The organism is Moraxella sp. CTOTU48841 (assembly GCF_032061225.1).
Classification (GTDB): Bacteria; Pseudomonadota; Gammaproteobacteria; order Pseudomonadales; family Moraxellaceae; genus Faucicola; species Faucicola cinerea.
The window spans coordinates 406,966-419,001 of record NZ_DAMBFQ010000001.1; the positions used below are offsets into that span (position 1 = coordinate 406,966).

General features: G+C 44.9%; 11 protein-coding genes. 4 read left to right on the forward strand and 7 right to left on the reverse strand.

Annotated features, from left to right (window positions below; translation table 11 throughout):
- Together RT034_RS01745 and RT034_RS01750 are read left to right on the forward strand one after the other, a co-directional pair.
- Complete coding sequence (locus RT034_RS01745) at positions 1–720, forward strand: glycosyltransferase family 2 protein (protein ID WP_313012894.1); 720 nt, start codon at positions 1–3, stop codon at positions 718–720.
- 345 nt (positions 721–1,065) lie between these two features.
- Positions 1,066–1,278 (forward strand): cold-shock protein, encoded by a 213-nt coding sequence (locus RT034_RS01750; RefSeq protein WP_313012896.1) that lies wholly within the window; start codon positions 1,066–1,068, stop codon positions 1,276–1,278.
- 213 nt (positions 1,279–1,491) lie between these two features.
- On the opposite strand, the gene RT034_RS01755 is transcribed toward RT034_RS01750, so the two are convergent.
- Together RT034_RS01755 and RT034_RS01760 are read right to left on the reverse strand one after the other, a co-directional pair.
- Positions 1,492–2,052 carry a response regulator transcription factor gene (locus tag RT034_RS01755; RefSeq protein ID WP_313012898.1) on the reverse strand — a complete coding sequence of 187 codons (561 nt, stop codon included), beginning with the start codon at positions 2,050–2,052 and terminating at the stop codon, positions 1,492–1,494.
- A gap of 9 nt (positions 2,053–2,061) precedes the next feature.
- Positions 2,062–3,369 (reverse strand): sensor histidine kinase, encoded by a 1,308-nt coding sequence (locus RT034_RS01760; RefSeq protein ID WP_313012901.1) that lies wholly within the window; start codon positions 3,367–3,369, stop codon positions 2,062–2,064.
- 326 nt (positions 3,370–3,695) lie between these two features.
- Between RT034_RS01760 and msrAB the strand changes: the two genes are divergently transcribed.
- Positions 3,696–5,429, forward strand: a complete 1,734-nt coding sequence (gene msrAB / locus RT034_RS01765; protein ID WP_313012905.1) for a bifunctional peptide-methionine (S)-S-oxide reductase MsrA/peptide-methionine (R)-S-oxide reductase MsrB — start codon at positions 3,696–3,698, stop codon at positions 5,427–5,429.
- Between the two features lie 115 nt (positions 5,430–5,544).
- On the opposite strand, the gene RT034_RS01770 is transcribed toward msrAB, so the two are convergent.
- From RT034_RS01770 to RT034_RS01790, 5 genes are all read right to left on the reverse strand, one after another.
- Complete coding sequence (locus RT034_RS01770; protein WP_313013321.1) at positions 5,545–6,357, reverse strand: SDR family oxidoreductase; 813 nt, start codon at positions 6,355–6,357, stop codon at positions 5,545–5,547.
- A gap of 445 nt (positions 6,358–6,802) precedes the next feature.
- The gene (locus RT034_RS01775) at positions 6,803–7,606 is read right to left on the reverse strand and encodes an SDR family oxidoreductase (protein WP_313013325.1); all 804 of its coding nucleotides are present in this window, start codon (positions 7,604–7,606) and stop codon (positions 6,803–6,805) included.
- A gap of 100 nt (positions 7,607–7,706) precedes the next feature.
- Positions 7,707–8,471, reverse strand: a complete 765-nt coding sequence (locus RT034_RS01780; RefSeq protein ID WP_313012907.1) for a histidine phosphatase family protein — start codon at positions 8,469–8,471, stop codon at positions 7,707–7,709.
- 8 nt (positions 8,472–8,479) lie between these two features.
- Entirely contained in the window at positions 8,480–9,547 is a 1,068-nt protein-coding gene (locus tag RT034_RS01785; protein ID WP_313012910.1) for a phosphotransferase family protein, read from the reverse strand.
- Between the two features lie 130 nt (positions 9,548–9,677).
- Positions 9,678–10,916 (reverse strand): acyl-CoA dehydrogenase family protein, encoded by a 1,239-nt coding sequence (locus RT034_RS01790; protein ID WP_313012911.1) that lies wholly within the window; start codon positions 10,914–10,916, stop codon positions 9,678–9,680.
- A gap of 135 nt (positions 10,917–11,051) precedes the next feature.
- Here RT034_RS01790 and RT034_RS01795 point away from each other — a divergent pair, with 135 nt between their 5' ends.
- Entirely contained in the window at positions 11,052–11,999 is a 948-nt protein-coding gene (locus tag RT034_RS01795) for a LysR family transcriptional regulator (protein ID WP_313012913.1), read from the forward strand.
- Positions 12,000–12,036: the final 37 nt, after the last annotated feature.

Genomic DNA, 12,036 nt, shown 5'->3' on the forward strand with positions numbered 1-12,036 from the left:
ATGGCAAATACTCCAGCCTCACAGCGGCGACCCCAAAAAATCGGCATAGTCATCCCTGCTCATAATGAAGCCGATAGCATCAGCGCGTGTTTGAATGCGATTAAACAGGCGATTGCTCAGCTATCAAGCGACATAGCGGTACAAACGGTGGTCGTGCTAGATAGCTGTGATGATGCTACCTTATCAAAAGTACAAAACGCCCACGTAGACTGGCTTCGCTGTGAGTTTCGCTGTGTGGGTAAAGTTAGGGATTTGGGCGTGCGCTACTTGATTGAACAGGGGGCTGATTGGATTGCTTGCACCGATGCCGATAGTATGGTGGAAGCTGATTGGTTAATGGCGCAAATCAAACACTTGGAAGCCAAATATACAACTATGCCCACAGCTATGATATGTGGCGTAGTGAGTATCGATTGTTGGGATGCGTTGTCAGAGCGTACCAAACAGCAATACCTCGCCCATTATCAAGATTGTATGAATCATCGCCATATTCATGGGGCAAATTTGAGCTTTGCCAGTCAAGATTATTTGGCGGTGGGTGGTTTTGATGAACTAACTTGCCATGAAGATGTTGGTTTGGTGAAAAAATTTGAGCAAGCCAATTTACCCATTATTTGGAGTAATTTGGTACGCGTGGTGACTAGCAGTCGCCTTGACGCCCGCGCTGAGGAAGGGTTTGCCCATTTTTTAAGGCGCTTAGAGAATCAGCCTTCAGCTTAAATGAAAACCAGCCTTTGGCTCAAATCAAAATCAGCCTTTGGCTTAAATAAAGGTATAAAAATTGGGTTTAACACAGTTCACTTACAAAACTATTGTGATATTCCTTGCTATCTGCCGGTATTACTATATACTGGACGACAGCTAGAAAGCAGTCAGAAGTTTCAATCGCATTACATTAAGTCTATTCTAAGTTCGTTTCCATTACGCTTGTGTCCTAGATTTTAAGTCAATCGTGTATCAAAACTGCCGCAATTCTTTCATACTGAATAGAATCGTGTTGTGGCTTAGTTCCAGCTTTAGGGTCAGATGACCACTTTTAAAATCTATCTAATCAAGGACAATCCTATGTCAAATACTGTAAACGGCACCGTAAAATGGTTTAACGAATCAAAAGGCTTTGGCTTTATCGAACAAGACAATGGCGGCAAAGACGTTTTCGCACATTATAGCCAAATCGCAAGCTCAGGTTTCAAAACATTGAGCGAAGGTCAACGCGTATCTTTCGTTGTGACCCAAGGTCAAAAAGGCGACCAAGCTAGCAATATCATTGCTATCTAAGGTTAGCTAAGCCTACTATCGTAAATGGTCTGATAACGTGACTGCGTGAATAACGCTGCATTGATTGATTAACCATTTGCCTAGACACCAAAAAAATAGATATCAAAAAAGCGCTTATTTTATTATAAGCGCTTTTTTTGTGTATTTTGCTTACCCAATTATTTGGCTGACTCGGCTGACAATTTGTGGGCTGCTGTGTGCGGTTAAAAAAGCTTATTGCGCATCCACTTTACGTTTTTTTTGTAGTTTACGCTGTAGTGTGCGGCGGTGCATTTTTAGTACCCTCGCGGCTTCACTGATATTGCCTTGGCATTCATCTAATACTTGGTGGATGTATTCCCATTCGTGATGTTCAAGTGACAAACGTTCATCTGTGGCACTACTTAGTGACTTTGTAGGGGCTACTACGATGTCCAATACTTTATAGATTTCATCCAGACTACAAGGCTTAGGCAAATAATGATACGCGCCCATTTTGACAGCACTGACAGCGGTAGCAATGCTGGCATAGCCAGTAAGCATTAGAATTTTGGCGTTGGGCATAATAGCGAGTAATGGCTTAATCAGATGAATGCCGTTGTCATCACCGATGTTGAGATCCAATATAATAAACTTGGGTAACTGCTTCTTTGCCAGTTGTAGCGCGCTATCGGCATTGCTGGCAGTCAATACCTGATTGCCCTGCTTTTCCAACGACTTTTTTAAAATACGGCAAAACACCTCATCATCATCAATGATAAGCCATGTCTCTGCTAACAGGGGTGGGTGTTGCAACCTAGTCTCCTAAAACAAACTGGCGGGCGCATGAATTACTGGTAACGTTATCTTTACGCACGTGCCTGAATCATTTAACCTTTTTTGCATGGGTGAATTTTGCTTATTGGTCATTTCAAGGTGTCCGCCAACATATTCTATAACCGTTTTGGCAATCGTCAAGCCAAGCCCTAAGCCATGATCAGATTCGATGGCGGTTTGGTGTTGAATACGCTGTACCATGCTACTGTCGATACCCTGGCCGTTGTCTTCAATTATAATCATCACGTTTTGAGCAAGCTGTACGCTAATAGCAAGCCTTGTGGCTTGTGCCTGCATGGCATTATTGAGCATATTCATCACAATAGAATACAGCTGTTCTTCACTCAAGGGGACAGCGATCGGTTGTGGTGGTACATTGAGTGCTACTTCAACATGGGGGTTGATAAATCGCCAATCATTGACGACTTTGGGGAGTAGCGTTTGTAAATTTGATGACGTTACCCATGCCAATGGCTCAGATTGCGCTGGCGGCAGCGCATTGGATTGGATATGGGATTTGAGCTTGTGCAGCGATTGGCGGCAGACGTCGATTTGTGACTGTAACAGTTTTATGTCATCCAATAATTCATCGTCTTCATCTAATTGCTGGGCAATGTCATCGCTTAGTAATTGCATCGACGCAATCGGTGTGCTCATCTCATGGGCGATATTGGCAGCAAGACTACTGATGGCAAGCAACCGACGTTGTTGGTGAATGGCTTGCTGCGCTTGCTCAAGTGCCTGATAACTGCGGCTCATCGCTTGTTTAAAATAAACCGTTAAGGCAGTTAACATGATGGCGGCAAAAATAAAAACCCCAAACATACCCAGTAAATGGAGTTTTTGACCCACTGCATGATCATGGTGGCTCAGGGTCAGCGGCACATAACAATACCATAACAGCGTGTACAGCCCAACTGACAGCATCGACAAGCCGATGATGTGCACGGTGCGCATCACCATAGACGCCACGGCAATCACCGTTAAAAACAAAGTAATCAACGGATTGGCTGCCCCACCTGAATAATAAATAAAGGCTGACCACGCCAGTAAATCCCCGATAAATCCCGCCAATGTGACCCAAGAGTGTTGGGGGTTAAATTGTCGAATAGCCAATAGGCGTTTAATCAGCTCAACGCTGACCCCATACATAATGGTAATCGTGAGCAGATGATTGATTTGCTGTTTGGCAACGCCCCATTGGTCGGCACAAATCATGGCGGCGACCATAATAGCTAACCAGGTATAGCGAGCAATCATGGGGGCTTTTGCGACGTTCTTGATGGCTTGATGCATGGACAAACTTTTGACGAACCATAAAACAAGATTTTAGCATGAAGCAGCCGCACTTTGAGCGAACTTTGACCGAATTAACATGTCAAAAGTAAATCAATGGCTAGTCAATGCTAGGATAACCATCGATACACTAGAAGTTTTCTCCTTAAACCCTATGGATGATGGCATAATTTTTTTAATGTTAATTTTTAAAACTTTAAAGTGTGCTTATTTGCTGATTCAGTTACAATCAGATAAAGGCTCACTTTATGTTTGTAATTAAAAATTTATTTGAGTGCCAACTCACAGCTATCTTTGACGCTTTACAAATAGATGAGAAATGTACCATGGTCAATTTTCCTCAAAGTGCTAAGAATTTAACCATTACCCTATTAATCAGCAGCCTGCTGTTGCTGGGTTGTCAAAAAATGAATGCCAAAGAAAACGCTGGCTCTGCGCGTGCTGCTAGCAAAGCGGATGTATTGCCGACTGATACGTTAGCAACCTTACAAGGTTTGAGCCAAATCAACCCAAAATTAGGCAAAATGGGTCGTCATGTGATTGACCCCAACAAGCCAACTGTGGTGAAGTTTTGGGCAAGCTGGTGCCCGCTGTGTTTGGCAACGCTCCAAGAAAGCGACGCATGGGCAAAGCAGTATCCCAATATGAATGTCATCAGCGTGGTCAGTCCAGGTCATTTGAGTGAAAAATCCCCCCAAGATTTTCAAACTTGGTACACAGTGCTTGCCAAAGACTATGCTAACCTACCGGTGCTTATGGATAACAATGGCAAGCTGATTAAACAATTTGGCGTGCAAGTCTATCCGAGTTTTGCGATTTTGGATAAACAAGGTAATTTATTAAAACTGGTCAAAGGCAATCTTACCCCAACACAAATCCAAGCCTTATCAGACAATGCCAGCAACGACTTTGCAGAACTCAAAGCCATGAATGAAGCAAAAAATCCGCCTAGCCAGTCTGACCAAGCTGATGAGCAGGCTAATAACCAAGCTAGCAAGCAAGCCGCTAGCATCAAAGCCTTAGCTCCGATTAACCATAACGGTGTGTATTATCAAGCAGATGGTAAAACCCCGATTCGCACGCATACTATCTATCTGGCGGGGGGCTGTTTTTGGGGGCTAGAGGCCTATATGGAGCGCGTGGATGGCGTGGTTGATGTGATATCAGGTTATGCCAATGGCAATAGCGCGAACCCGAGCTATGAGCAGGTGATAGCAGGCTCAGGACACGCAGAAACCGTCAAAGTTATCTATGATATCGATAAAACCAATCTTGCAACCCTCTTGGCGTACTACGTGCGAGTGATTGATCCGACCAGTATCAACAAACAAGGCAATGACCGCGGGGCGCAATACCGCACCGGCATTTATTATACCGATGCCAATGATAAGCCAATCATTGATAAAACCCTTGCCGATTTGGCAAAAAAATATCCGCAAAAAATTGTGGTAGAAAATAAACCCTTGGCGAATTTTTATGACGCAGAAAATTATCACCAAGATTATCTGAGCAAAAATCCCAATGGCTACTGCCATATTGATATTAGCCTTGCCAATCAAAAAATCCCCGTTATCAAAGCCTTAGCGCCTGCCACGACAGTCACCGAGGCGCTCAATCCTACCCGCTATCAAAACTACGATAAAAATGTAAAAAGTCGGTTGACCCAAGCGCAGTATGACGTCACCCAAAACGCAGCTACAGAGCGCGCCTTTAGCCATCAATACGACCATTTGTTTGCTAAAGGTTTATATGTGGATATCGTCAGTGGCGAGCCGTTGTTTTTATCTACGGATAAATATGATTCGGGTTGCGGCTGGCCGAGTTTTACCAAACCCATTAGCGCAAACGTCATTACCACCTCAACCGATAGCAGTTTTAACATGACACGAACGGAAGTGCGCTCGCGGATCGCCAACTCACATTTGGGGCATGTGTTTGATGATGGTCCCAAGGATAAAGGCGGATTACGCTACTGCATCAATGGCGATGCGCTACAATTTATCGCTTTGGCAGACATGCAAGCGGCAGGCTATGGCGCACTTATACCATTGGTCAAATAGCCAGTCAACTAGGCGGCACGTTGACTGGTACCGATATCAAAAACGCTTTGACAAGCCATCAGCTGCCAAGGCGTTTTTAATTATGCTGAGACTTTAAAATTTTTTAAACATGCGCTTATAAAAATTTAGTCATCACCCTGAGCGGCAATATTTTCATACCAATCCCAATCGGCAGCCAAGGCCATGCCGGAACAAAGGCTTCATTCACTTTGGCTTCAATCGCTTCGACAATCGCCTCGACGCCCTCTTCTTCTGTACTTTCAAACGGCAAATACTTGGCACCGATATTAAGCTCGGTACGGATATAACCGGGATAAATCGTGGTGACAGTAATCGGACGTTTTTCCTGCATCATATCAGCGCGAATGCCTTCGGCTAAATTTGCCAGTCCCGCTTTGGCAGCCGCATAAGTGGTAAGATGACGGGGCAAACCGCGCACCGCTGACATACTTGAGATGACCACCAACTGACCGCTATTTTGCTGACGAAAAATCTTCATCGCCGCCTCACACTGGGCAATCGCTGCGATAAAATTGACTTCCGCGGTATGGCGATTGGTCTCAAAGCGTCCATGACCAATGACGCGGCTATCACCCACCCCTGCATTGACGATAATTTTATCAATCGTTTTCCCTCGGGTTTTGCAGTCACTCACAAAGCTATCAAATACCGTAAAAATCTGATTATAATCGGTCACATCCAAAGTTTTGACAGAGACTTTGACAGGGTACTTGCTTTCAATGTCTTGCTTTAACGCAGTTAATCGCTCTTCTCGTCTGGCGCAAATTGCCAAATCATAGCCTAGATAAGCAAATCGGCGTGCCATCATCGCGCCAATCCCTGAGCTGGCACCGGTAATCAATACGGTTTTGCCTTGACCGATACCTTGTAGCTCTGCTAATGAGCGTCGATTGACCAGTTTTTTCATCACAAACTGACCGTATTTATCAATTTTTTGTAGCGCGTTTTCAAGTTTTTTCATCGTTTGGTTGCCTATACCACTCAGTTATCGTAACAATAAAGAAAATTCATCAAAGAGTCGCTGATTTTATCATTACGACCCTTGTTTAGCCTACTGCAAATATCATTATAGGCGTTAAATACACAAGATAAACAAGGATGGCGATAGGGTTAACGATGACTGACACCCTTTAGCCCTTTATACTGGTTAACCCTTTACACGCGTTATTTTGTATAATAGCCTTCTACTCGGTGATGTCAAATCTGTCGCCAAAAGCAAATATACAGGCTGGCAATGCACTATATTAAGATACTCTATATTAGGACGCCCTATATCAAGACACCCAATGTGAAGACAATAAAAAACCCAAATCAGCGCAAAGTCTCATTTGGGTTTTTTACGACTTTTTGGTTTATGCCAAACCATTGACCCATGTCAGTGGGGCGTTTTTCATCCAATCACTCATCAGTGACCACGGTTGTTCAGGGACACATGCTTCATCAGGCTCGCCTTCAATCGCGATTGCCAATGCTTTGGTGCCGATTTCTTCACTCACTTCAAAGGGTAACGGTTTAGCGCCTTCATTAATCTCAGTGCGTATATACCCTGGATATATCGTTGACACTTTAATCGGTAACGCAGAGAGCAGCATATCGGCGCGAATCCCTTCAGCAAGCTGGGCAATCGCTGATTTACTTGCTGCGTACACTGACATGTGTTTTGGCAGACCACGGAACGCCGACATGCTTGAGATAACCACCAAATGACCGCTATTTTGGGCGCGAAAAATTTCCATCGCCGCTTCACACTGGGCAAGACCTGAGATAAAATTGATTTCGGCAGTTTTGCGATTAATTTCAAAATTACCCTTGCCAATGCGGCGACCCTCACCGACCCCTGCATTGATGATGATACGATCAAGCTTGCCAAACTCTTGGGCAAATTCATGAAACACTTTAAAAACCTGCGCATAATCAGTCACATCGAGTGCCTTGACACTGACTTTAATCGTCGGACTATCGGCTAATAGGTTGGCTTTGAGTTGTTCTAGGCGTTCGGTGCGGCGCGCACAAATTGCCAGGTTATAGCCCATGCGAGCAAAATGGGTCGCCATGCCTGCCCCCAGCCCCGAGCTTGCGCCAGTAATCAAAATGGTTTTACCCTTACCCACGTGGTTATCTATAAAAGGCGATAAGTCAGTGTTCGGGGGCGTCATTGTGGTTTGAACTTGCTGCAGTAATTCCGGTAGTGTTTGCATTATTTCTTCCTTAATTATTTATTAAATTTTTTTAAACGTTAAACTGATAAGTTAAACCTTAGCGCCAAGTCACCATCTGCTCACCTTGTTGGTACAGATAGCTAAACTCATTAAAGGTCTGTAAAAAAACACCTTGCTCACTCACGCGAAATTGGTGAACACTGGCGTTGGCGATATGCCAATTCAAATCAAAAGCTTGGACATCTGATAGTTTCATCACTTGCTGCATGATACTGGCAATCACGCCACCTGAGGTAAATACCATCGCATGTTCATGCTCGCCAGTTTGCGCCATCAAACGCTCAAAACCGTTCCAAGTGCGCTGCAAAAAGTGTTGCCAACTTTCATCATAATCGCTGTCGTACTGACCGCTTTGCCAACGGCTCATGGCTTGGGTAAAAATATCAGTAAAGCTAATTTCAGGGTGTGTTTGACTGGACAAATACGCCATAAAACTGGCTTTATCCGCAAATGGCAATCCAGCTTTATAAAGAATTTGCTCATGATTAAACTCATTAAAACTGCTATCTTCACCCAACAATAGCGGCATGGTCAAACTGGGATTTGCTATGTTTTGCACATGGTGGGTGATTTCGGTCAGTTCGATACCTTCACGGGTGACATAATAATGGCTTAAAAAATGTTTGAGACTGTCCTTTTGCCGCGCCATGCTGCCTGACATCAGCGCGTGCACTTGCCGACCTGACTGGCGAAAACTATCACCAAGCCATTGGGTCTGAGCGATACCTTTTGGGGACAGTTGGTCATAATTGTCTGCGCCAAATGACGCTTGCCCATGACGGACAAGGCTGATGAGTTTCATGAAAGCCCCTATGATTTATTGTTATTTTTTTTGATGAGTTCGACGCAGCGCTCGTGCAAGGCATTGACAATCACGCCAAAATCTTTGAACGCCGGATTATCCGTCTGCTGATGATAATAACGGTAATAAATCTGCTGCGCAATCGCTGCCAAACGAAACACACCAAACACTTCGTAAAAGCGCCAGTTGTCCACTTTCAAGCCTGTTTTTTTTAGGTAATATTCGACCACTTCGGCACGGGTCATCATGCCTGGTAGATTGGTCGGCTGACGGCGCGTAGCTTTCATCACCGCATTGTCATCGGCTTGAATCCAGTAAGCTAACGCACAGCCCAAATCCATTAAGGGATCGCCTATCGTTGCCATTTCCCAGTCGAGCACGCCAATGATGTTGGTTGGATTGTTTGGGTCTAAAATCACATTGTCAAAACGCCAGTCATTATGAATCACGCTAGTTTTGACATCTTTTGGGGTGTTGTCTTTTAACCACTGACGCACATCGGCGAAATCAGGCACATCAGGCGTGCGGGCTTGCTCATAGCGTTTATCCCAGCCCATGACTTGACGCTCGCAGTAGCCTTCGCCTTTGCCAAGTGCGACCAAATCAGGGTTTTGGGTATAATCGACCTTGTGCAAATCAATCAACGCATCGACCACCTGCCGGCACAGCTCGCTGACTTGCTGTTCGCTTAACGTCAACGCTTTTGGCAAATTGGCGCGGGGAATAATGCCCTCGATGCGATCCATGACATAAAAATCGCAACCAATCACGCGGTCATCGGTACACAGGGCGACCATATTGGGGACGCGTGGGTATTGTGATTGCAGCGCTTTTTGGACTTTGTACTCACGCGCCATATCATGGGCGGATTTGGCTTTGGTACCTTTGGGTGGGCGGCGTAAAATCAAATCACGGTTGGCATATTTTAGGCGGTATGTCCAGTTGGATGCGCCCCCTGAAAACTGGGTGACTTCTGGCTGACCTTGCAAAGCGATGCCTTGGCTCATTAAATACTCGGTGACCGCGTTGCTGTCAATCTCTTCGCCTTTGCGTACTGGGTTCGCAGTATCAAGCATAGTTTCATCCTTGTTTTTTATCTTGTTTTTTAACTTGTATTTTTAACTAGGTCAAATAGCAAAATGACGTAACCTGACATTACGCCTTTTTTGTTAGCTAGCTATTAGTTATTTGCTAGTTATCTAGTAGTTATTTGGTCGTCGCTTGTTGGCGTTTTTTCACTTCCAGTTTGGCAATCATGCCTTTATGCACTTCATCAGGTCCATCGGCAAGGCGTAGGCTACGGGCTTGATTAAAAAACATCGGCAACAGCGTATCTTGGCTCACACCCATCCCCCCATGCAGCTGAATCGCCATATCGACGACTTCTTGTAATACCGTTGGGGCGACCACTTTAATCGCTGAGATTTCGGTCAACGCCGCTTTGGTACCGAGTTTATCCATTTTATAGGCAGCATACAGGGTTAACAGACGCGCTTGGTCAATTTTGACACGGGCGTCAGCGATACGTTCACGGTTGCCCCCTAAATCAAGCAGCGATTTGCCAAATGCGCTACGGCTTAGCCCGCGATCGATGGCAAGCTCCAGCGATTTTTCTGCAGCACCAATACAACGCATACAGTGGTGAATCCGACCCGGCCCTAAGCGCCCTTGGGCAATCGCAAATCCCTCGCCTGCCCCGCCGATGACATTGCTAAGCGGCACACGCACGTTGTCAAAACGCATTTCGCCATGTCCATGCGGTGCATCATAATCGTTAAACACTTTGAGCATGCGTTCAATCTTGACGCCTTGGGTATCAATTGGCACCAACACCATGGTGTGCTGATGGTGGCGATCTTTGCTCTCGTCTGGGGTGTGTGCCATAAAAATAATAAGTTTAGCGTTTGGATCGCCCAAACCTGATGACCACCATTTGCGACCGTTGAGCACAATTTCATCGCCTTCGACAATCGCCGTGGCTTGCATATTGGTGGCATCACTACTGGCTACTGCAGGCTCTGTCATGCCAAACACGGAGCGAATCTCGCCTGCCAATAACGGCGTTAACCATTGCTGTTTTTGGGCATCGTTACCGTAGCGCCAAATCAATTCCATATTGCCACTATCTGGCGCATTACAATTAAAGACATGGGGTGCAATGAGGCTTCTGCCAGACAACTCAGCAATATGGGCATATTCTTGCACGCTTAATCCTTGACCGAGTTGCTGGTCTGGCAAAAACATATTCCATAAATTTTGCGCACGGGCTTTGGTTTTTAATTCTTCAAGTTTGGCAGGCCATTGCCAAGTCGTCCAATCGCCTGTGGGATTAAGCTTATGCGCGGCTTGCCAAAATTCTGCTTCAATCGGTTCGATTTCGGTTTCAATAAAAGCTTTGGTACGGGCGATGTAGTCTTTTGCTTTATCGCTAAGTTGGAATTCCATTGGGCGTTGTCCTTATTTGGCTAAAACAATCATTGAATCAGCTTAACGGATTTATTATCATGAATAAAATGATTTTAATTAGTAGAATACTATAAATAAAATTCATACAACTGAGGTATGTCTGGTGTTATCCAAATGTTGCATAAAAACCCGTTAAAGCAGCTTGATTTAAATTTGCTTAGGCTATTTATTTATATTTTTGAGCTTAAAAATCTTACTCATACTGCAGAAGCTTTGCATTTGAGCCAATCTGCCATTAGCCATGCGTTAGGTCGTCTTCGTCAGGCGCTCGGGGACGAACTTTTTTATCGGGAAAAAGGAGAGCTGCACCCCACGCTCTATGCCAAACGGATTTATCCCACCGTCAAACAAAGCTTTGAAAATCTTGAACAAATATTTCAAACTAACCATTTATTAAGCGACAGCAAACTTGGCGAGCTGGCGCAGCAGAGCTTTGCTACATTGACGATTGCCATGCATGATGAAATTGAATTGATTGTGTTTAACAAATTGGTCAGCCAAATTCATCAAGTTTTGCCCAATTGTCAAATCACTAGTAGTCGGCTCAATCGCTCGGCGCTTGCGCATGAACTAAAAGTTGGACAGCTGGATTTTGCCATTGATGTGGCGCGGGTGGTGGATAGTGAGATTGTGCATCAACCGTTGTTGCGAGATGAGTTTGTGCTAGTACTGTATGCGCCAAATTTTACGGCTGAATTGGCGAATGAACCGACTATCACCCAAGCCCAGTATTTTGCCAGTCAACATATTACTGTGTCATCCCGGCGGCTAGGTCTGTCGATTGAAGATAGTTTATTGTCCAAAGCAGGTTGGCAGCGGCAGAGTAAAATCCGTTGCCAACATTATGCCACTGCTTTTCAATTGCTAAAACAAGACAAACTATTGCTCACCTTGCCGCGCCAATTAGCCACCACATTTTTGCCACCCGACCAAGGCTGGCAGATTTTGGATTTGCCAATTGAGTTGACTCATATCGAGTTACACGGCTATTGGCACCAACAGCAACAGGTTGACCCGCTGTATGGGTGGCTAAGACAGCAGATTTTTAGTGCGTTTTATTAGCTCGTTGCGCTTATTCAATTATTTATAGGCTATTGAT